Origin of the sequence: Pseudomonas sp. MF6755, from assembly GCF_016405635.1 — a bacterium.
Classification (GTDB): Bacteria; Pseudomonadota; Gammaproteobacteria; order Pseudomonadales; family Pseudomonadaceae; genus Aquipseudomonas; species Aquipseudomonas haemolytica.
In genome coordinates, this window is record NZ_JAEKDA010000002.1 from 334798 (window position 1) to 355211 (window position 20414).

General features: G+C 60.9%; 19 protein-coding genes. 4 read left to right on the top strand and 15 right to left on the bottom strand.

The features are described from left to right. Position 1: 1 nt before the first annotated feature. From fabD to JFT66_RS04015, 4 genes are all read right to left on the bottom strand, one after another. Entirely contained in the window at positions 2–940 is a 939-nt protein-coding gene (gene fabD / locus JFT66_RS04000) for an ACP S-malonyltransferase (protein ID WP_034120801.1), read from the bottom strand. Positions 941–1079: 139 nt separating this feature from the next. Beyond that, positions 1080–2090 (bottom strand): phosphate acyltransferase PlsX, encoded by a 1011-nt coding sequence (plsX, locus tag JFT66_RS04005; protein ID WP_198858800.1) that lies wholly within the window; start codon positions 2088–2090, stop codon positions 1080–1082. Positions 2091–2094: 4 nt separating this feature from the next. Beyond that, on the bottom strand, positions 2095–2277 hold the full coding sequence (gene rpmF, locus JFT66_RS04010; protein WP_003179396.1) for a 50S ribosomal protein L32: 183 nt from the start codon (positions 2275–2277) through the stop codon (positions 2095–2097). A 13-nt stretch (positions 2278–2290) separates the two neighbouring features. Further along, the gene (locus tag JFT66_RS04015; protein ID WP_034120803.1) at positions 2291–2821 is read right to left on the bottom strand and encodes a YceD family protein; all 531 of its coding nucleotides are present in this window, start codon (positions 2819–2821) and stop codon (positions 2291–2293) included. Positions 2822–2926: 105 nt separating this feature from the next. On the opposite strand from JFT66_RS04015, the gene JFT66_RS04020 reads away from it, so the two are divergent. Beyond that, positions 2927–3505, top strand: a complete 579-nt coding sequence (locus JFT66_RS04020) for a Maf family protein (protein WP_198858801.1) — start codon at positions 2927–2929, stop codon at positions 3503–3505. A 133-nt stretch (positions 3506–3638) separates the two neighbouring features. Here JFT66_RS04020 and JFT66_RS04025 read toward each other — a convergent pair whose 3' ends face one another. The 3 genes from JFT66_RS04025 to rluC are packed head-to-tail and all read right to left on the bottom strand — an operon-like array spanning position 3639 to position 6252. Next, entirely contained in the window at positions 3639–4622 is a 984-nt protein-coding gene (locus JFT66_RS04025; protein ID WP_034120805.1) for a S49 family peptidase, read from the bottom strand. A gap of 21 nt (positions 4623–4643) precedes the next feature. After that, positions 4644–5306 (bottom strand): HAD-IA family hydrolase, encoded by a 663-nt coding sequence (locus tag JFT66_RS04030; protein WP_198858802.1) that lies wholly within the window; start codon positions 5304–5306, stop codon positions 4644–4646. Beyond that, positions 5293–6252 (bottom strand): 23S rRNA pseudouridine(955/2504/2580) synthase RluC, encoded by a 960-nt coding sequence (gene rluC / locus JFT66_RS04035; RefSeq protein WP_034120807.1) that lies wholly within the window; start codon positions 6250–6252, stop codon positions 5293–5295. The genes JFT66_RS04030 and rluC overlap by 14 nt, the downstream gene beginning before the upstream one ends. Positions 6253–7011: 759 nt before the next feature. Here rluC and rne point away from each other — a divergent pair. Then, positions 7012–10173 (top strand): ribonuclease E, encoded by a 3162-nt coding sequence (gene rne / locus JFT66_RS04040; RefSeq protein ID WP_198858803.1) that lies wholly within the window; start codon positions 7012–7014, stop codon positions 10171–10173. Between the two features lie 87 nt (positions 10174–10260). Here the strand turns inward: rne and JFT66_RS04045 are convergent, their stop codons facing one another. The 3 genes from JFT66_RS04045 to JFT66_RS04055 form a co-directional block, all read right to left on the bottom strand. After that, positions 10261–10851, bottom strand: coding sequence for a nucleotidyltransferase family protein (locus tag JFT66_RS04045; protein WP_162525003.1), 591 nt, complete (start codon positions 10849–10851; stop codon positions 10261–10263). Further along, positions 10848–11834: an XdhC family protein gene (locus tag JFT66_RS04050; RefSeq protein WP_153839958.1), complete on the bottom strand. Its 987-nt coding sequence runs from the start codon at positions 11832–11834 to the stop codon at positions 10848–10850. Before JFT66_RS04050 ends, JFT66_RS04045 begins: the two co-directional genes overlap by 4 nt. Before the next feature lie 143 nt (positions 11835–11977). Then, positions 11978–13309 (bottom strand): dicarboxylate/amino acid:cation symporter, encoded by a 1332-nt coding sequence (locus tag JFT66_RS04055; protein WP_034120811.1) that lies wholly within the window; start codon positions 13307–13309, stop codon positions 11978–11980. 338 nt (positions 13310–13647) lie between these two features. Here JFT66_RS04055 and JFT66_RS04060 point away from each other — a divergent pair, with 338 nt between their 5' ends. Continuing rightward, positions 13648–14646, top strand: a complete 999-nt coding sequence (locus JFT66_RS04060; RefSeq protein ID WP_153839960.1) for an AraC family transcriptional regulator — start codon at positions 13648–13650, stop codon at positions 14644–14646. Positions 14647–14677: 31 nt separating this feature from the next. Here the strand turns inward: JFT66_RS04060 and JFT66_RS04065 are convergent, their stop codons facing one another. Genes JFT66_RS04065 through JFT66_RS04075 form a run of 3 tightly spaced genes read right to left on the bottom strand, consistent with a single transcriptional unit; the run spans position 14678 to position 17025 of the window. Then, positions 14678–16024 (bottom strand): ATP-binding protein, encoded by a 1347-nt coding sequence (locus JFT66_RS04065; RefSeq protein WP_198858804.1) that lies wholly within the window; start codon positions 16022–16024, stop codon positions 14678–14680. After that, a complete protein-coding gene (locus JFT66_RS04070; RefSeq protein WP_010208358.1) occupies positions 16021–16698 on the bottom strand; it encodes a response regulator in 678 nt (225 codons plus the stop codon). Before JFT66_RS04070 ends, JFT66_RS04065 begins: the two co-directional genes overlap by 4 nt. 18 nt (positions 16699–16716) lie before the next feature. Further along, entirely contained in the window at positions 16717–17025 is a 309-nt protein-coding gene (locus JFT66_RS04075) for a hypothetical protein (RefSeq protein ID WP_034120814.1), read from the bottom strand. Between the two features lie 138 nt (positions 17026–17163). Between JFT66_RS04075 and JFT66_RS04080 the strand changes: the two genes are divergently transcribed. After that, positions 17164–17880: a 4'-phosphopantetheinyl transferase family protein gene (locus tag JFT66_RS04080; protein ID WP_198858805.1), complete on the top strand. Its 717-nt coding sequence runs from the start codon at positions 17164–17166 to the stop codon at positions 17878–17880. Positions 17881–17887: 7 nt separating this feature from the next. On the opposite strand, the gene JFT66_RS04085 is transcribed toward JFT66_RS04080, so the two are convergent. After that, on the bottom strand, positions 17888–19501 hold the full coding sequence (locus JFT66_RS04085) for an ATP-binding protein (RefSeq protein WP_034120816.1): 1614 nt from the start codon (positions 19499–19501) through the stop codon (positions 17888–17890). Beyond that, positions 19498–20223 carry a response regulator gene (locus JFT66_RS04090; protein WP_034120817.1) on the bottom strand — a complete coding sequence of 242 codons (726 nt, stop codon included), beginning with the start codon at positions 20221–20223 and terminating at the stop codon, positions 19498–19500. The genes JFT66_RS04085 and JFT66_RS04090 overlap by 4 nt, the downstream gene beginning before the upstream one ends. Positions 20224–20414: the final 191 nt, after the last annotated feature.

Here is a 20414-nt window from a genome sequence, read left to right on the forward strand (position 1 = left end):
TTCAGGCCAGTGCCGCGCGGGCGGCAGCGAAGGCTTCAGGGGTATTGAGGTTGGCGGTCGACACACCGTCGGCGCAACGCTTGTTCAGGCCGGCCAGGACTTTACCCGGGCCACACTCGAGCAGCTCGGTGGCGCCATTGGCGGCCAGGGTCTGGACCGACTCAACCCAGCGCACCGGCTTGTAGAGTTGCTCCAGCAGATCGCGCTTGAGTGTTTCGAGGTCGGGTGCAACTGCCGCACTGACGTTCTGCACCAGCGGGATCTGCGGCGCCTGCCAGTTGATGGCAGCGATGGACTCGGCAAAACGCTCAGCAGCCGGACGCATCAGCTCACAGTGCGACGGCACGCTCACCGGCAACGGCAATGCGCGCTTGGCGCCACGAGCCTTGCAACCCTCAATGGCACGTTCTACGGCAGCCTTGGCACCGGCGATCACCACCTGGCCAGGTGAGTTGAAGTTCACCGCACTGACGACTTCGCCTTGTGCCGCTTCGGCGCAGGCCTCGATCACCACCGCATCGTCCAGGCCCAGGATAGCGGCCATGCCGCCCTGCCCGGCCGGAACGGCCTCTTGCATCAGTTGGCCACGACGCTCGACCAGCTTGACCGCTTCACCCAGCGTCAGGCTGCCCGCTGCAACCAGGGCGCTGTATTCGCCCAGGCTATGACCAGCAACGAATGCCGGGCGTGCGCCGCCTTCCGCCAGCCACAAGCGCCACAGGGCGATCGACGCGGTCAGGATGGCCGGCTGGGTTTTATCGGTTTGATTGAGCTGCTCTTCCGGCCCTTGCTGGGTCAGGGCCCACAGGTCGTAACCCAGGGCGTCGGAAGCTTCCTTGAAGGTTTCCAGGATCAGCGGATATTGCGCGCCCAGCTCGGCCAACATGCCGAGGGACTGCGAACCCTGCCCAGGAAAGACGAATGCGAGGGATGTAGACATGTAACAAGCCCCTAAATGATCGGTCGTCGGAAATAGTCGCCCCCGATCTTAAAATGAAGGGTGGGAGCGCACGAAACTGACAGATTGGATGGTCAATTGAACTGGCCGGTCACATTTAAGCACTCCCGGGCCAATTCGCCTAAGGCAACAGATCCTCAAGACGGCCGTGCAAGCGTTGCGGCAGGTTCTCCTGGATCTCGATCAAGGCCCGCGCAATCGCGCTCTGGAAGCCCTCGACACCTGCCGAGCCATGGCTTTTCACCACAATGCCCTGCAACCCGAGGAAACTCGCGCCATTATGCCGCGCCGGAGCCAGATCAGCCTGCAGGCGACGCATCAACGGCAGCGCCAAGGCACCCACCACGCGCGACGCAAGGTTGCGCTTGAACAAGGCCTCGATACGCGTGGCAATCATGGTCGCCAAGCCCTCGCTGGACTTGAGCAGGATGTTGCCGACAAACCCATCACACACCACCACGTCGGCCTCGCCGCGGTACAGACCATCACCCTCGACAAAGCCGATGTAGTTCAAGCCCCGTGCACCTTGCAGCAAGGTGGCGGCAAGCTTGACCTGCTGGTTGCCCTTGATGTCCTCGGTACCGATATTGAGCAACGCCACCCGCGGACGGGCCACTCCCAGCGCTTCGGCAGCCACCGAGCCCATCACGGCAAATTGCAACAGGTGCTCGGCACTGCAATCGACATTGGCGCCCAGGTCCAGCAACTGGCAGTAGCCGTTCTGTGTCGGGATCGCCGCAACCATTGCCGGCCGGTCTATACCCGGCAAGGTCTTGAGCACATGCCGCGACAAGGCCATCAACGCCCCCGTATTACCGGCACTGACACAGGCTTGCACCTTGCCATCACGCAACAGCTCGAGGGCCACCCGCATTGAAGAATCGGGCTTGCCGCGCAGGGCGGCCGCCGGCTTTTCATCCATGCCAATGGTTTCGCTCGCCGGCGTAATTGTCAGGCGCACGCGATCCACCGCCGGATGGCTGGCAATCAGTTCTTCAAGAAGGGAGGGTTGACCGACAAGGGTCAGGTGCAGCGAGGGTGTTGCAGTCAGGCTGGCAATGCAGGCCTGAACAATGCTGCAGGGACCGAAGTCCCCGCCCATTGCGTCAATCGCGATGACTTGAGCAGACAAGTGATTACTCGTCAGCGCCCTTGTCGATCACTTTACGGCCACGGTATACGCCTTCTGGCGATACGTGGTGACGCAGGTGAACTTCACCAGTGGTCTTTTCCACAGACAGGGTGCTAGCCTCGAGAGCGTCGTGCGAACGGCGCATGTCACGGGCGGAGCGGGATTTTTTGTTCTGCTGAACAGCCATAATTGATTAACTCCTAAACGTTTGGGTCACGCTTTAACTGCGCCAATACACTGAACGGGTTGGACCGCGTTACCTCGTCCTCGCTCGGCTCGGCCTCGTCATCGAGACCCTCCGGCTGCTGGCATTCTTCCGGATGATGAGCAGGCACAATGGGCAAGGCGAGCAGAAGCTCCTCCTCGATCAGTGCATGCAGATCCAATGGATCTTCGCCCAGTTCCAGCACGTCATAACCTTTCGGCAACGACTGGGTATTCGCACCCTCTTTCACCACAGCATAACTGCATTCGCTATGGATCGGCAGGGTGACCAGCTCAAGACAACGCTGGCAAACCATTTTGACTTCGGTGTCGATAATGCTGTGGATTACCACAGACTTACGTTCATCTCGTTCAAAAACGAATTTAGCCTGCACCGTACCGACAGTGTCGGAAAGCGGGTCGCAGAGTCTCTCCAAATCGGCCAGAAGCACTTCACCTTGAAGGGTGGTGCCACGATCAGCCAATTTGCGCGGGTCAACGTGAGGTGGAATCGGGTCATTCAACATAGGCGCAGCATTATAGGGATGCACCCAGCCATGTCAAAGGAAATTCAGCCCTGTGCGTCAGCTGGTCACGTCGCTAGAATCTGCGACTGCCCTGAGGAGACGTATATGCTGCCTTTATTACTCGCGTCCAGCTCGGTTTATCGCCGGGAATTACTGAGCCGCCTGCACCTGCCATTCATCTGCAGCTCGCCGGATATCGACGAACGCCATCGCCCGAATGAATCCGCCATCGAGCTGGTCATGCGCCTGGCCGAAGAGAAGGCCCGTGCCCTCGCCGCCAGCCATCCAGGGTATTTGATTATCGGCTCGGACCAAGTGGCCGCGCTAGAAGGGCGAATCATCGGCAAACCCCACACGTTTGAAAATGCCCGCGAGCAGTTGCTGGCGGCCAGCGGTAAGCGTGTGAGCTTTCTTACATGCCTGGCGCTGCTTAACAGCGAGACCGGGCGCTGCCAGGTGGATTGCGTGCCGTTTACCGTGCAGATGCGCGTACTGGACGTGGAGCGCATTGAGCGCTATCTGCGCCTCGAACAGCCTTATGACTGCGCAGGCAGCTTCAAGGCTGAAGGGCTGGGTGTGAGCCTGTTTCAGAGTACGGAGGGGGCGGATGCCACCAGCCTGATTGGCCTGCCACTGATCCGACTGGTAGACATGTTGCTGACTGAAGGCGTGCAAATCCCATAGGCCCACCACAAAACCAAATGCGGGAGCGGGCTTGCTCGCGAAAGCGGCGTGTCAGTCAATACATCTGTAACTGATCCACCGTATTTGCGAGCAAGCCCGCTCCCACATTTTGAACTATGTCAGCCTCAGGTTTTCAGCGCAGGGACGGACCTTGAAAACCCATATACAGCGCCAGTTTTTCAGCCACGCTGGCGCCCAGCTTCTTGGAGAAGCGATCAAACGGCGATTCCTCGACCGTAAAGTCCACCAACTCTTTCTCGCCAATCACATCCCGCGCCACCGAACTGGCACTGCCCAGGCCGTCGATCAAGCCCAGCGGCAATGCCTGCTCGCCGGACCACACCAGGCCGGAGAACAGCTCAGGATGGTCTTTATCCTTCAGTCGATCCCCACGCCCCTGCTTGACGCTGGCGATGAACTGGCGATGAGTGGTGTCGAGCACCCCCTGCCAGAACGCGGTTTCATCCGCCTTCTGCGGCTGGAACGGATCAAGGAACGACTTGTGCTCACCCGAGGTATAGGTGCGACGCTCAACGCCCAGCTTTTCCATAGTGCCGACAAACCCATAACCGGCTGCCGTCACACCAATGGAACCCACCAGGCTGGCTTTATCGGCATAGATCTGGTCCGCGGCACTGGCGATGTAATAGGCCCCCGAGGCGCCCAGGTCGGAGATCACCGCATAGAGCTTGGTATCCGGATGCAGTGCGCGCAGGCGACGAATCTCGTCATACACATAGCCCGACTGCACAGGGCTGCCGCCCGGGCTGTTGATACGCAGGATCACACCCTTGACCTTGGGGTCTTCGAATGCGGCGCGCAGGCTGCTGACGATATTGTCGGCACTGGCGGACTCCTTGTCGGCAATCACCCCGCGCACTTCGATCAAGGCAGTGTAGTGGCTGCCACGGGTGGCGCTTTTCTCCATGTCCATCAGCGGGCTGAACAGCGCCAGCATGCCCAGCAGGTAAACAAAGGTCAGCAGCTTGAAGAAAATCCCCCAACGCCGGGAACGGCGCTGCTCCTGGACGCTGGCCAGAAGGGTCTTCTCCAGCAGTTTCCAGCTTTTATCATCACTGCTCTCGGCCTTTTCGGGCGCTTTCCACTCGTCACTCATGCCATTAACCCCAGCAAAGACTTATCGGGCCCGGCTGAGCCAGGCCTGCAGTTCAGAAAAATGATCAATCGTCAGCTTCGGCTCATATTGCTGCAACGCCTCGCCAGCCTGGGCGCCATAGCTGACCGCTACGCTGTCGATGCCTGCATTGCGCGCCATCATCAGGTCGAATGACGCGTCACCCACCATCAACGCCTCGCGCGGCGATACACCGCAATGAGCCAGGATCTGCTCCAACATCAGAGGGTGGGGTTTGCTGGCGGTTTCATCCGCCGCGCGGGTGATGTCGAAATAATCTTCGAAGCCATGGGCCTTGAGAACCCGGTCAAGCCCGCGGCGGGCCTTGCCGGTGGCCACAGCCAAGTGAAAGCCCTCGGCACGAAACGCCTCCAAAGACTGCCTTACACCGTCGAACAATGGTGAAGGCTCGGCTTCCAAGGCGATGTAGTGATCAGCGTAATGCTGCCGGAACGCGATCAACTCCTGGTCACCGATCTGCGGATACAGGGTGCGAATCGCCTCAGGCAAGCCCAGACCGATAATGCCCTTGACCGCCAAATCACTGCACAACTCAAAGCCTGAACGGGTCGAGGCCATTTGCATCGACTCGACAATCCGACCAATGGAATCAGCGAGCGTCCCATCCCAATCGAAGATCAGCAGTTTGTAGTCAAGGCGCGACACTCAAGCGCTCCACGGTCTTGGCCCACATCTCATCGACCGGCGCCTGTAGCTTCAACTCGCCACCATCTGGCAGCGGCACGGTCAGCATGTAGGCGTGCAGGAACAAGCGCTTGCCGCCCAGGTCGCGGATCTCCTTGGAGAACCCCTCGTCACCGTACTTGGTATCGCCGGCAATACAGTGCCCCGCATGCAGGGTATGCACGCGAATCTGGTGGGTACGGCCGGTGACCGGCTTGGCCTCGACCAGGGTGGCGAAGTCGCCGAAACGGCGCAGCACCTTGAACAGCGTCAGGGCTTCTTTGCCCTCCTCATCCACTTCGACCATGCGTTCGCCGGAGCGCAGGTTGCTCTTCTGCAGCGGAGCACGGACGCTCTTGATCGAACTGGCCCAGTTGCCACGCACCAAGGCCATGTAGCGTTTATCCACGCCGTCGCCACGCAGGGCGGTGTGCAGATGGCGCAACATGCTGCGTTTCTTGGCAATCATCAACAGGCCGGAGGTGTCACGGTCCAGGCGATGGACCAACTCCAGCTCCTTGGCATCCGGACGCAACTGGCGAAAGGCTTCGATCACGCCGAAGTTCAAGCCGCTGCCGCCATGAACCGCAATGCCACACGGCTTGTTGATTACGATGAGCTTGTTGTCTTCGAACACAATCGACGCTTCCAGGCGCTGCAACAGACCCTGGGCCAACGGCACAGGCTCGTCGCGCTCAGGCACGCGCACAGGCGGCACTCGGACGATATCGCCCGCCTGCAACTTGTACTCGGGTTTGATCCGCCCCTTGTTCACGCGCACTTCGCCTTTACGCAAAATGCGGTAAATCAAGGTCTTGGGCACACCTTTGAGCCGAGCCAGGAGGAAATTGTCGATGCGTTGGCCGGCATATTCCGGCGAGACCTCAAGCAGCTGGACGCTGGGGGTCGGGGGGGCGGTAGTCGTCATGCCGGCGATGATAACAATTTTTTATGGAATTGAAGCACTTAATCATTGCTGCTATAGTCGCGAACGCCGCCAAAAGCGGCCTGGCCAGAGGACATGCGGCAAACTGCCGGCCCTGACCATCGCAATTCATCAGGACGCGAGGCCGTCCTACGGGGCTTTTGCCACCTTGGAAGGCTCGGGATTGTAACAAGCGCAGGTGACATGAGGCCTGAAGCGAGTGCAGAAAGCAGAGTGAATACTCGCCTTTTGCGCCGATATTTACGGCCAGTTCACAAAGTGCAGTCAGTCTTGAGCCAGACCATGGCGAATGCTTCGGAAACAACGCCTGTTAAGAGCTGAGTGAGAGCGCAGTCGCCCACACCTAGTCTTGTTTAGCCATGAGCGTGGACTCCCCATTGGAGAACACGGTAAATGCCAACCCGCTGCGGATTCTGCGCGCGGCAGCACCCGAATTATCAGGGATACGTGTAGGGTGGAGATGCACAACCGTCGGACTGTGTAGCACTAGGCTTATATTTAGACGCTTCATCTCGTCCACAGTCGCCGGTTGATTCCTCCTCCTGACCTTAGCTTTTGTTGAAGTGGTGCCTTTGTCACCACCGCTAACGAGCAGGACGCGTCCGTCGCGATAGCAGCCCAATTGGCTGGTTATTGCTGGACACTGGAGTGGCCAACCACTCTTGACGCACCTGACACCGACCGTGAGAAGTCGTGTGTGCCGAACGCCGTTTCCGGCAGCCCGGAAACCGACGGTACAACATGAAAAGAATGCTGATTAACGCAACTCAACCCGAAGAGTTGCGTGTTGCACTGGTAGATGGCCAACGCCTCTACGACCTGGACATCGAATCCGGTGCACGCGAGCAAAAGAAGGCCAACATCTATAAAGGCCGTATTACTCGCATTGAACCAAGCCTTGAGGCTGCCTTTGTCGATTTCGGCTCCGAGCGCCACGGCTTCCTGCCCCTCAAAGAAATCTCCCGCGAATACTTCAAGAAAGCCCCTGAAGGCCGCGTGAACATCAAGGACGTCCTGAGCGAAGGCCAGGAAGTCATCGTCCAGGTCGAGAAAGAAGAGCGTGGCAACAAGGGCGCTGCCCTGACCACCTTCATCAGCCTCGCTGGCCGCTATCTCGTACTGATGCCGAATAACCCGCGTGCCGGCGGTATCTCCCGTCGCATCGAAGGTGAAGAGCGCAACGAGCTGCGTGAAGCGCTGAACGGTCTGATCGCACCCGCCGACATGGGCCTGATCGTTCGCACTGCCGGCCTGGGCCGTAGCAGCGAAGAAATGCAGTGGGACCTCGACTACCTGCTGCAACTGTGGACCGCCATCAAGGAAGCGTCCCTGGATCGCTCCGCGCCGTTCCTGATCTACCAGGAAAGCAACGTGATCATCCGCGCCATCCGCGATTACCTGCGCCAGGACATCGGCGAAGTGTTGATCGACAGCGTTGAAGCCCAGGACGAAGCCCTGACCTTCATCCGCCAGGTGATGCCGCAGTACGCCAGCAAGATCAAGCTGTACGAAGACAGCGTGCCGCTGTTCAACCGTTTCCAGATCGAAAGCCAGATCGAGACCGCCTTCCAGCGCGTCGTCGAACTGCCTTCCGGTGGCTCCATCGTGATCGACCCGACCGAAGCCCTGGTGTCCATCGACATCAACTCGGCGCGTGCGACCAAAGGCAGCGACATCGAAGAAACCGCCCTGCAGACCAACCTGGAAGCGGCTGAAGAAATCGCCCGCCAGCTGCGCCTGCGTGATATCGGCGGCCTGATCGTCATTGACTTCATCGACATGACCCCAGCCAAGAACCAGCGCGCCGTGGAAGAAAAAGTCCGCGAATGCCTGGAAGCTGACCGCGCTCGCGTACAAGTGGGCCGTATCTCGCGCTTCGGCCTGCTGGAAATGTCCCGTCAGCGCCTGCGCCCATCCCTGGGCGAGAGCAGCGGCATCGTGTGCCCGCGCTGCAACGGCACCGGCATCATCCGTGACGTTGAATCGCTGTCCCTGGCGATTCTGCGCCTGATCGAAGAAGAAGCCCTGAAAGACCGCACCGCCGAAGTTCGCGCACAAGTGCCGATTCCGGTTGCCGCCTTCCTGCTTAACGAAAAACGCAACTCGATCACCAAGATCGAACTGCGCACCCGTGCCCGTATCGTCATCCTGCCGAACGATCACCTCGAGACGCCGCACTTCGAAGTGCAGCGCCTGCGCGATGACAGCCCCGAAGCTCACAGCGGCCAGTCCAGCTATGAGATCGCTGCTGCCGCTGCCGAAGTGGAAGAAGTCCAGCCAGCTGCTGCGACCCGTACCCTGGTTCGCCAGGAAGCGGCCGTCAAGACTGCACCAGCCCGTGCCAACGCACCGGTACCGACCGAAACCGCTGCCCCGGTTGCCGCACCGGCCGCCCTGCCTGAGCCAAGCCTGTTCAAGGGCCTGGTGAAGTCGCTGGTCAGCCTGTTTGCCACCAAGGAAGAGCCTGCTGCCCCGGTCGTGGTCGAAAAACCTGCCACCGAGCGCCCGGCCCGCAACGAAGAGCGTCGCAACGGTCGCCAGCAGAGCCGCAACCGCAACGGTCGCCGTGACGAAGAGCGCAAGCCTCGCGAAGAACGTGCACCGCGTGAAGAACGCGCACCACGTGAAGAGCGTGCACCTCGCGAAGCCCGTGAAGAAACCCCGGCCGTAGCCCGTGAAGAGCGTGCACCGCGCGAAGAGCGCGCACCACGTACCCCACGCGCCCCGCGTGAAGATCGCAAGCCGCGTGGCGAGCGCGAAGAACGTGTGCGCGAACTGCGTGAGCCGCTGGACGCCGCGCCAGCCGTTGCTGCTGCCGCAGCTGTCAGCACTGAAGAACGCCCGGCCCGCCAGCCGCGTGAAGAGCGCGCCCCACGTGAAGAGCGCCAACCGCGCCCGCCGCGTGAAGAGCGTCAACCACGCGCTGAGCAAGCCGCTGCTGCCAGCGAAGAAGAAGAAGTACTGACCGGCGAAGAGCAACTGCAGGAAGACGGTCAGGACAACGCCGAAGGTGATCGTCCACGCCGCCGCTCCCGTGGCCAGCGTCGTCGCAGCAACCGTCGTGAGCGTCAACGCGATGCCAACGGCAACGTGATCGAAGGTTCGGAAGAAGCCGGCGAAAACGCAGACGCTACTCACAACGAACCAACGGGTGCCGAACTGGCTGCCGGCTTGGCCGTTACCGCTGCGGTTGCCAGCTCCGTCATCAGCGCACCTGCTGAAGCCCAGGCTCACGAGCAAGCCGAGCGTGCTACCGCTGCTGTCGAGGAAACCGTTGCGGTAGAAGCGCCAGCCGCCCCAGTGGTTGAAGCGCCGGCTGTTGAAACGCCAGCGGTTGAAACGCCAGTCGTTGAAGCCACGACCCCTATCGAAGCCCCAGTGGTTGCGGAAGTGGAAGTTGCCCCGGTTCGCGACGCACAGCCAGAAACCGAAGTGGTTGCCGTTGAACCCGCTCCGGTGGTTGAGCCTGCGCCAGTGGTTGAAGCCGCTGCACAAGCACCGGTCGTCGAAGAAGCTGCCCCGGCCGTGCGTGAAGTTCGCGAAGAACAGACCGCCTTCCAGTGGACTGCCGAACCCGCCGCCCCGGTTGAAGCATCAGCACCTGCCCCTGTGGTAGAAGAAGCACCCGCCCCGGTTGCCGAAGTGGTTGAAGCAGCGAAGGTGGTGGTTGTCGAGCCTGAGCCAGTGGTTGAAACCCCTGTGGTTGCCGAAGTGGCTGCCCCGGTGGTTGAAGTCGCACCTGCCAGCGCCCTGACCGAAAACGGCCGTGCGCCGAATGACCCACGTGAAGTGCGTCGTCGTCGCAAGGAAGCTGAGGCCGCGGCAGCTGCGGCAGCTGCCGCACCGGCTGTGGAAGTGCGCGCGACCCAGGAAGAAGAGCACGAGCCTAAACCCCTCGTCTGATTCCGCCAGCAACTAAAAAGCCCCGCCTGAGCAATCAGGCGGGGCTTTTTTATGGCGATTAACTTAAGCCTTGTGGAGCTCCCACATTTAGTCCGTGTTGAAACTCAACCGCTGCGGTATATCCACATCCCACAGAGTGCCCGGATCATTCAGTTGCACCTGCTTCAAGGCGGCAGATGCAAACAAAGATCTGGCCCCACGGTCGCCGACCAGCGCCATTAAACCTGGGCCAAACGCACGATCAAACGCCACTGGGTGCCCATACTCACCCGCCTGCACCGGCACGCTGATGCCGCCCTGCTCCAGCCCTTCAATCACCTGCTCGATGCTCGACGACCGAATAAACGGCATATCCCCCAACACTACCAGCCAACCCTCTGCCGGACCACTGGCCTCGACCGCCGCCGCAATACTGGCGCCCATCCCGTCCGAGTCCAGCAGTAAAACCTGGCAGCCATAAGCCTTTGCCAATCTGATGACCTCAGTGCGATATGGCGAAGTCACCAGCCAGCGCTCCACAACACGCCCAGGCAAATTGCGCAGCACCTGTTCGATCACTGGCCGGGTAATGCCATCCAGGCCCACGCAAGCGGCCAGCAACTTGTCCTGATCGGCCCCGGCTTCGGCGCGAAAACGACTACCCTGCCCCGCTGCCAGCACAATCGCCGTGACAGTCACTGCGCGACCACCGCCAAGGGCTTTTTCTGCATCGGCGCCACGCCGTTCTTGATCGCGACAATTTCCGCCATCAACGACAGGGCAATCTCCGCCGGCGTATGGCTACCGATATGCAAGCCAATCGGCCCGTGCAAACGCGCAATGGCGTCCGCTGACAAACCCAGCGCTGCCAGGTTCTCTCGACGTTTCTGGGTATTGACCCGCGAACCCAATGCGCCGATGTAGAACGCCGTGGAGTTCAGCGCGGTCAGCAATGCCATGTCATCCAGACGCGGATCGTGGGTCAGGCAGACAATGGCCGTGCGTTCATCGGTGTGGATATTCAGCACCGCCTCGTCGGGCATGCCCGGCACAAAGCGGCCATGTTGCTCTTCCCAGCCGTACACGAACTCTTCGCGGGGGTCGCAGATCAGCACTTCGAAATCCAGCAAGCGCGCCATTTCCGCTACATAGCGCGACAGCTGCCCAGCGCCGATCAACAGCAGCCGCCAACGCGGGCCGTAAATGGCGCGTAGTCGATCGCCATCGAAGGTCACCACATCGGTCTTGCTCGCAGTGCTCAAGGTTACTGCGCCAGTGGCCAGGTCCAGCTCGCGTGCGACGACCTCGTGATCCTCACAGCGCGCCAACAGTTGCGCGACCCAGCCCCAGTCATCAACCCGTTCTTCGGTCAAGCGCAACGTACCGCCGCACGGCAAGCCAAAACGCGCCGCTTCATCGCGGGTGACGCCGTAGGTCACCAACTGCACCGGTGGCCCATCATCCGCCAGCCGCCCATCTTGCAGGCGAGCAATCAGGTCATCTTCGATGCAGCCACCGGACACAGAGCCAATCACCACCCCGTCGCCACGCAAGGCCAGCATGGCGCCTGGAGGGCGCGGCGCACTGCCCCAGGTCTGCACGACGCTGTACAACACCACGCGCTCACCGGCGCGGCGCCATTCCAGGACGCTACGCAGGACATTCAAATCCACACTGTCCATCAAACCTCCTGCCAGCGTTGCTATAAAATCGTCATTTACTTTAAAGCAAAAGAATCCAAAAGTGGCCGGGCACAAACGCAAACGCCCCGAACCAGTCGGGGCGTCTGCGGATTGCTTCGGCGTCAGTTCACGCCAACCACGTATTACTTGACGGCAGGCGCCGGGCCTTCGGCCACGCCCAGGTCATCTTCCTCACGGGTGTCGGAGATACCGGTACCGCCGGATGCCAGCTCGCTTTGCAGCTTGTCGGTATCCAGTTCCTTGACCCACTTGGCCACAACGATGGTGGCAACGGCGTTACCCACCAGGTTGGTCAGAGCGCGGGCTTCGGACATGAAGCGGTCGATACCCAAAATCAGCGCCAGGCCGGCAACCGGCAAGTGGCCTACGGCCGACAGGGTCGCAGCCAGTACGATGAAGCCACTACCGGTCACGCCGGCAGCGCCTTTGGACGACAGCAGCAGCACCAGCAACAGGGTGATCTGGTGGGTGATGTCCATGTGGGTGTCGGTCGCCTGAGCGATGAACACGGCAGCCATGGTCAGGTAGATCGACGTACCGTCGAGGTTGAAGGAGTAACCGGTTGGGATCACCAGGCCGACTACGGACTTCTTCGCGCCCAGGCGCTCCATCTTGATCAGCATGCGTGGCAGTGCGGATTCGGAAGACGAAGTACCCAGCACGATCAGCAGTTCTTCACGGATGTAGCGGATCAGCCTGATCACACTGAAGCCATGGGCGCGGCAGATACCACCCAGCACGATCAGCACGAACAGGACGCAGGTGATGTAGAAGCAGATCATCAACTGGCCCAGTTGCACCAGCGAACCCACACCGTAGGCGCCGATGGTGAACGCCATGGCGCCCAGAGCACCGATTGGCGCAAGCTTCATGATCATGTTGATGATGTTGAACATCACGTGGGCGAAGCGATCGATGAAGTCCAGTACCGGCTTGCCATAGGCACCCAGGCGGTGCAAGGCGAAACCGAAGATCACCGAGAACATCAGCACTTGCAGGATATCGCCATTGGCGAAAGCACCGACGATGGTGTTCGGGATCACGTTGAGAAGGAAGCCAACGATGCTCTGGTCTGCACCAGCAGTCACATAGGCCGCGACTTTCGAAGCATCCAGGGTGGCGACGTCAATGTGCATGCCGGCGCCCGGTTGCACGACGTTGACCACGACCAGGCCAATCAGCAGAGCGATGGTGGAGACGACTTCGAAGTACAGCAGCGCGTAGCCGCCGGTCTTGCCCACCGATTTCATGCTTTGCATGCCAGCGATGCCGCTGACAACGGTGCAGAAGATGATCGGGGCGATGACCATTTTGATCAGCTTGATAAAGCCATCACCCAGTGGCTTGAGGGCCACGCCGGTCTGCGGGTAGAAGTGGCCGAGCAAAATACCGATAACGATTGCAACGATCACCTGGAAGTACAGGGATTTGTAGATTGGCTGACGAGTCGTCATTGCAAAGTTCCTCAATCGTCCCGTGTGGCAAATATCCGCCATTGCCCACGACACTTGAATTGCGAACCCTCCTGCACTGGAGGGATTTGTTGTTTGCGAAGCCTGTAGGACCAAGCCTGCGCTGTGATCCTTATCGCAAACGGCGTGCCACTTTGCTTAAAACCCCTGAAAGCCCTTAGACATCAGGGCTTAGGGTTTTCTGACGCTTATCAGATGTGGAACCAGGTGGCGGATTTCCGCCCACCGATCCCGTCTCGTCCTACAATTTGGCGGATATCCGCCTTGCCCCCTTGCCGGGTGATGGCTACCATCCGCCACTCCATGGATGAGGCCCCCGCATGCGTGAACGTACCATCGCCAGTCACTACGCCCGAGCAGCACTCGGCGGTGCGCGTCGGGTCGGTTACGACTACTCGGGGCTATTACAGCAGGTGGGCATCACTCCGGAACTGCTGACCGAACCCCGCGCCCGCATCGCCCCGGAGCAATTCACCCGATTGTTGCAAATGCTTTGGCTGGGGCTGGATGACGAATACCTGGGGTTCGCCGAAGGGCCGAGCAAACGCGGCACCTTCGCCATGATGTGCCACGCCCTGATCCATTGCCGCACTCTGGAGAAAGCTTTGGAACGCGGCTTATTGTTTTATAGCCTATTCCCACAGGGCCCGCGCTGGCAGCTGACAAAAGAAGGCGACCTGGCGCGCCTGAGCCTGGACGACTCGCAGTTGTGGGACCCGGATCACTTCCTCAGTGAATGCCTGCTGGTGATCTGGCATCGCCTGGGCAGTTGGTTGATCGGCCAGCGTATCCGCTTGCAGCAGGCCACCTTCAGTTACCCGATGCCGGCCCATGCGGGTGAATATGACCTGTTGTTCCCCTGCCCCCAAGTGTTCGGTGCGCCAAGCAGCAGCCTTGTGTTTCCCTGCCGCTACCTGAGCCTGCCGCTGTTGCAGGATGAACGCACGCTCAAGCACTTCTTGCAGCGCTCCCCTGCCGATTTGCTGTCCCGACCGGATGAAGGCGACAGCTTGAGCAGCCAACTGCGCCGCTTGCTGAGTCGCGACCGTACGCCCTGGCCAGACCTGGAAGCCGTCGCCCAGCACCTGCACATCAGCCCACAGACCCTGCGCCGGCACCTGCGCGAAGAAGGCACCAGTTTTCAGGCGTTGAAGGATGAGTTACGCCGGGATATCGCCATTTACCACTTGGGCCGGGCGGACTTGTCCTTGCAGGAGATCGCCGAGCAGTTGGGGTTCTCTGAACCGTCGGCGTTTCATCGGGCGTTCAAGAAGTGGACGGGGTTGACGCCGGGCGCCTATAGAGCTCAGGAAAGCTAGGGATGTGTTGCCTGGGCCGGTCTCTTCACGCTTACAGCGCTGGAAAATGGATTCTAAAAGCCGCGCCGCCCAAGGCGGAGTCACCCAAGGTCAGCTGCGCGTTGTAGCTTTCGATAATGTCCTTGACCACCGCTAGCCCGATTCCCTGCCCCGGGTGCTGACGATCAAGCCGTTCGCCGCGTTGCAGAATCCGTGCACGCTGGTCCGGTGGCACGCCGGGGCCGTCGTCTTCGATACACAGTTCAATGCCATCGAGGTTTTCCACCAGGCTGATACGCACCTGGCGCAGGCATAGGCGATAGGCGTTTTCCAGCAGGTTGCCGAGCATTTCGAGCAGCGCGCCCTTCTCGATGGGTACATCGCACTCCTCTGGCAGGTCAAAGGTCACAGTGACGCGCTTATCGCGGTAAACCTTTTCCAACGTGTCGCACAGGCTTTGCACCACTGGCTCCAGACGCACCTGATGGCGCACCAGTCCACTTTTACGCAGGCTGGCGCGCTGCAATTGGTAGCCGATCTGCTGGCTCATACGCTCTATCTGCGATTGCAGCACCCACGCCTGGCCACGGTCTTCGTGGCGCTGGGCCATGTCTTCGCTCACCCCCTGCAAGACCGCCAGCGGGGTTTTCAGGCTGTGAGCCAAGTCGTCGAGGGAGTCGCGATAGCGCGCACGCTGCTCGCGCTCGCTGTGCAGCAAACGGTTGAGGGAGCCCGTCAGGCGCAGCAGTTCGCGGGGATGTTCTTCGCTGAGGCTCTCGCGGGTGCCGCCCTCGATCTGGTCGAGCTCCTGGCTCAGGCGTCGCAGGGCTTGCAGGCCCCAGGTCAGGCCCAGCCAAAGCAGCGTCAGCAACACCAGCAAAGCCGCACCGAACCCGAGGTAGAGGTTCTCGCGCAAGCCTTCGAGGGTCAGTTGGTATTCGCGCACCGGCTGCAGGGCGACGATGCTGAAGGCCGCGCTCTTGCCACCGAGCAGCCTGACCTCGACGTCATACACGAAGAATTCCTGGCCATTGGCTTCGCGGATACGCGCAAATTCGTTGCCGCGCCCGTCGTAGCGCGGTTTGTAGTTGATGTTTTCTTCCTGGGTCGCCCGCGAACGCCACACCAAGTGACCCTCGCGGTCGTAGATGTAGCCCAGCAGCCGACTGTCGGTGAGGTTGAAACGCTCATCGGGCAGCTGCGCCGGCATCAGCAGGCGGTTATTTTCGACCCGTGCTGCGGAGATCAGGGTCGTCACGTCCGACGCCAGGCGCTGCTCGATGGAATCCTGCAGCGCCAGGCTGAAAGCCCCTTGCATGGCGGGCAACAAGCCGAGCATAAACAGCACGGCCAGGGTGGCGGCCGCCAGCATCAAGCGCACACGTAGCGAGCGAATCAACGGCAGCGCTCATTGAACAGGTACCCCAGGCCGCGCACGGTATCGATGGGCTTGAACCCGGCCGGGCCTTCCAGCTTGCGGCGCAGGCGGCCGACCAGCACTTCGATGACGTTCGGATCGCGCTCGTCGTCGTCCGGGTAGAGCTGCTCCATCAAACGATCCTTGGCCACCACTTGCTGGTGATGCCGCATCAAGTATTCGAGGATCCGATACTCATAGGCGGTCAGCGCCAACGGCTGTTCATCGAGAGAGGCTTGCTTGCGATTGAGGTCAAGCAGCAAGGGCCCTGCGACGATGGTGGATTGGGTAAAGCCACTGGAGCGGCGCAGCAGGGCGTTCATCCGCGCCTCCAGCTCTTCGAACTGGAATGGCTTGACCACGTAGTCGTCGGCACCGGCCGCCAACCCTTCGACCTTGTCTTGCCAATTGCCGCGGGCTGTCAGGATCAGGATCGGGAAGGTCTTGGCCTGGGTGCGCAGTTGGCGGATCAGGTCCAGGCCGCCCATACCGGGCAGGCCCAGGTCGATAATCGCCAGGTCATGGTTGAACTGGCCTGTCTGGTACAGGGCTTCTTCGGCATTGGCCACGGCTTCGACCACGTGCCCGCTGTCGGTCAGGCGGGTAAACAGGTGATGGCGCAACAGCGCCTCATCTTCCACCACCAGCAATTTCATAAGGCTCTCCAAGGCAATTCAACTATCCGACCGAGGGATATCATAGCGGCCCTGCAAGTCTTGCGGGCGCACTTTAATGCCATTGTACTGGCCCGTGAGGTGCGCGTAGCCACTGCGATAGTCGGGTTGCGCGGTGGCAACGCCCAGGGCCTGGCCCCAAGGCGCGGCCTGGGTACCGGCGTCCTCGAAGCTGACACGATGGATCAGGTTGCTGGATTTCTTGGTTTTCTGGCTGCCAAATGCCGCAAAGGCGCCATCAGAGGCTTGCACGCCGGCGGTTGCGCCGAGCATGGTCAACGCCAACATCAGCTTCTTGATCGCAGTCATGGTGGTTACCTCATACGCGTTTAGGCTGTGAGGCCCAGACTACGCAGGCGCCCCTGAACTCCCCCTGAACGGGCTCTGAACCACACCTGAACCGCGCCGGGCTATCCACTGGCGCGCCAACTCGGCAAAATACCGCGCATGACGCCTCTACCCGCTTGCTGTACCCCACTCGATGCCCATTGGCCGCTGCCTGTTCCCTTGCCGGGCACGGTGTTTTTGAGCACGCGATTCGACCCGGCCTTATTGAGCCCCGAGGATTTCCAGCGCAGCGCCGTCCCCCCGCCGGCGAGCATCCAGCGCTCGGTGGCCAAGCGCCAGGCGGAGTTTCTCGCTGGCCGCCTGTGCGCCCGCGAAGCGCTGCAACGCTTGGATAACCTCGACTGCATCCCGGCCATCGGTGAGGACCGCGCACCGATCTGGCCGGGGCATATCAGTGGCTCCATCACCCATAGCACCGGGCATGCCGCGGCCATTGTCGGCCACAAGACGCATTGGCGCGGGCTGGGGATGGACCAGGAAAACCTGCTGACACTGGAGCGGGCGGAACGCCTGGCCGGTGAAATTCTGACGGTGGATGAGTTGCAGCGCATGGCGGCAATACCGCGTGAGCATCACGGGCTGCTGGTGACACTGACGTTTTCGGTGAAGGAGAGTCTGTTCAAGGCGCTCTACCCGATTGTGCACAAGCGCTTTTATTTTGAGCATGCCGAGCTGCTGGAGTGGTCGCAGGCTGGGCGTGTGCGGCTGCGGTTGCTGACAGACCTGTCCAGCGAGTGGTGTCATGGCAAGGAGTTGGAGGGGCAGTTTGTGGTGCAGGGGGAGCAGTTGTTGAGCCTGGTGGCCATCGGCGCTTGATTGACCACTATTGGGGCTTCTCTTGATCCCTCGGCCAACTCAGGCTGAAACACGCCCCGCCCAGGTTGTTGCTCTTGCTGATCAACGCCCGCCCACCGTGCCAATAGATAATCCGCCGCACAATCGACAAGCCCAGGCCATGCCCGCCCGAGGCACGAGTGCGGCTGTCGTCCAGGCGCAGGAATGGCGTGAAGATTCGCTCCCAGGCACTTTCCGGCACGCCGGGGCCATCATCCTCCACATCGATGCGGCAGCGCACCTGGCCCACCTGATAACTGATCAGTACTTGGCCCTTGGCGTGCCGCATGGCGTTACTCACCAGGTTTTGCAGCGCACGGTGCAGGTAGCGCGGCTCAGCGTCGACCCAGGCATCATCCCAATGGGTCGATGACAGGCAAATACCGCGGGTGACGGTGACCTGCGGGCGCAGTGGCGACAGTTCGCCTATCACCTGGTCGAGCAAGGCATCGAGATCCACTCGCTGGAAATTCAGCTCCGGGGCGCCCTGCTCCAGGCGCGCATAGGTGAGCATTTCGTCCACCAGGCCATCGAGGTCCTGGATATCGCCGTCCATGCCTTCCAGGTATTTACGCCGGGCTTCGGGGCTGGCAGCGTCGCCGAGCATCTCCAAGCCAAACCGCAGGCGCGCTACCGGTGTGCGCAGCTCGTGGGACACCGCGCGCACCAGCTCGCGCTGGATCGCCAGCAATTGCTGCAAATGCTCGGCCATGCCATTGAACGCTGCTGCCAGGCGTCCGACCGAATCGGCGCCCCGGGCCGGCACGCGAACTTCCAGGTTGCCCTTGGCGATACGCGTGGCCGCCGCCTCAAGGCCTTTGAGCCGACGTTCGAGCTGACGCACCAGCAGATAGACGATCAAGCCGATCAGAGTCAGGCCGATCAAGGTGATCAGAATCAGCCATTGCGCGGGGTAAGGGTTCATTTGATACAGCGGGCCGATCTCCAGCACCCACGGCGTGCCGACCATGCCGGCAAACACGCGGATCGAGTCGCCGCCCTTGCCCAGGGCCATTACCGTATCGCCTTCCGCTACGCGACGGCGCTGGTCGTCGTCCATGTCGGCCTGGTCAAGGGCCATCAAGTGCATCTCAAAACCAAAGCCCTTGGCTTCCTTTATATCGGCCAGGCGTTGCGGTTGCTCGGCGACCGGAAAACGTACCAATTCGTCGGCCAGCAGATAGATGGTCGCGCGGGCCAATTGCTCGCTGATTTGCTGCACTTCGCCGGTGAGCACCAACTGCTCCTGCTCGCTGACCAGTCGCAGCACCCGCGCGGCATGGGGGCCGGTCTGTTCCACCAGGACCTGACCACGTTGCAGGCGGTTGCGTTGGCCCAGGTCCAGTTGCGCCTGCGTGAACGTACGCAGTTGCAGCGGAATGCCCAGTAAACGCTCCCACACCGCCAGTGCGCGCCGCCGTTCAATGGTGCTCATGGGTTGCAGGTTATCGCCCATCAACGCAAAGGTGCCATGGGCCAGGCGCTCGCGGTACTGGCCGCTGCGCACGTCATTGAGCAGGTGCAACGCCAGGGCGCCGAGCAGCGCCACCAGGATCAGCGCCGCGCACATGCCGCCGTAGATGCGCAGGAAGATCGAGTTCACAGCGGCATATCGGCAGCAGCTTCGGGGACGAACAGGTAGCCTTTGCTGCGGATGGTCTTGATCAGGCGCGGGTGGATCGGATCGTCGCCGATCTTCGGTCGAATGCGTGAAATGCGCACATCAATGGAGCGATCCTGGCCGTCGTAACCGATACCACGCAGGGCAATGAAGATTTCTTCGCGCGACAGGATGCGCCCGGCGTTTGCGACTAATAGCCACAGCAAGTCGAATTCGGCGCTGGTCAGTTCGATACCGCTATCGTGCAGCCAGGCTTCGCGCAACGCGTTGTCCACCACCAGCGGGCCGAATTGCAGGCGGCGCTGGTTTTCCACCATCGCCGACAAGACTGGCTCGCTACGCCGCAACAGGGCTTGGATACGCGCCAGCAACAAGCGCGGGCGCACGGGTTTGCACACGTAGTCGTCGGCCCCCATGTCCAGGCCCAGGACCTGATCCATGTCATCGGTGCGCGCAGTGAGCATCAGGATTACGCCGTCATAACGCTCGCGTACGTTGCGGCAGATGCTCAGGCCATCTTCGCCGGGCAGCATCAGGTCGAGGATCACTAAGTCAGGCTGTTCAGCGATGATGCGCGCCGCTGCCTGGGCACCGTCACTTTCCACCGACACGCGCAGGCCGTTGCTTTCCAGGTAATCACGGGTCAACTCGGCGAGTCGCTCGTCGTCCTCGATAATCAATATCTGCCAGGCTTCCTGCTCCATGCGCGACCTCGTTGTTATTAGAAGTTTTTTGGCTGCCGCGGTCGAATGTGGGAGCAAGCCCGCTCCCACATTCGGATCGCCACCGCCCATAGCCTGTTTGTCATGTTTCAAGGGCATAACAAAGGCCGATTGTAGCCTTGGGCCAACCCTTAAACACAAGCCGGGAAATCCATTCGGTGATGGCGATTTTT

Bases quoted from the DNA above. Each gene is read 5' to 3' on its own strand.
- fabD (WP_034120801.1), bottom strand. From the start codon at position 940: ATGTCTACATCCCTCGCATTCGTCTTTCCTGGGCAGGGTTCGCAGTCC.
- rpmF (WP_003179396.1), bottom strand. From the start codon at position 2,277: ATGGCTGTTCAGCAGAACAAAAAATCCCGCTCCGCCCGTGACATGCGC.
- JFT66_RS04015 (WP_034120803.1), bottom strand. From the start codon at position 2,821: ATGTTGAATGACCCGATTCCACCTCACGTTGACCCGCGCAAATTGGCT.
- JFT66_RS04020 (WP_198858801.1), top strand. From the start codon at position 2,927: ATGCTGCCTTTATTACTCGCGTCCAGCTCGGTTTATCGCCGGGAATTA.
- JFT66_RS04025 (WP_034120805.1), bottom strand. From the start codon at position 4,622: ATGAGTGACGAGTGGAAAGCGCCCGAAAAGGCCGAGAGCAGTGATGAT.
- rluC (WP_034120807.1), bottom strand. From the start codon at position 6,252: ATGACGACTACCGCCCCCCCGACCCCCAGCGTCCAGCTGCTTGAGGTC.
- rne (WP_198858803.1), top strand. From the start codon at position 7,012: ATGAAAAGAATGCTGATTAACGCAACTCAACCCGAAGAGTTGCGTGTT.
- JFT66_RS04050 (WP_153839958.1), bottom strand. From the start codon at position 11,834: ATGGACAGTGTGGATTTGAATGTCCTGCGTAGCGTCCTGGAATGGCGC.
- JFT66_RS04055 (WP_034120811.1), bottom strand. From the start codon at position 13,309: ATGACGACTCGTCAGCCAATCTACAAATCCCTGTACTTCCAGGTGATC.
- JFT66_RS04060 (WP_153839960.1), top strand. From the start codon at position 13,648: ATGCGTGAACGTACCATCGCCAGTCACTACGCCCGAGCAGCACTCGGC.
- JFT66_RS04070 (WP_010208358.1), bottom strand. From the start codon at position 16,698: ATGAAATTGCTGGTGGTGGAAGATGAGGCGCTGTTGCGCCATCACCTG.
- JFT66_RS04075 (WP_034120814.1), bottom strand. From the start codon at position 17,025: ATGACTGCGATCAAGAAGCTGATGTTGGCGTTGACCATGCTCGGCGCA.
- JFT66_RS04080 (WP_198858805.1), top strand. From the start codon at position 17,164: ATGACGCCTCTACCCGCTTGCTGTACCCCACTCGATGCCCATTGGCCG.
- JFT66_RS04090 (WP_034120817.1), bottom strand. From the start codon at position 20,223: ATGGAGCAGGAAGCCTGGCAGATATTGATTATCGAGGACGACGAGCGA.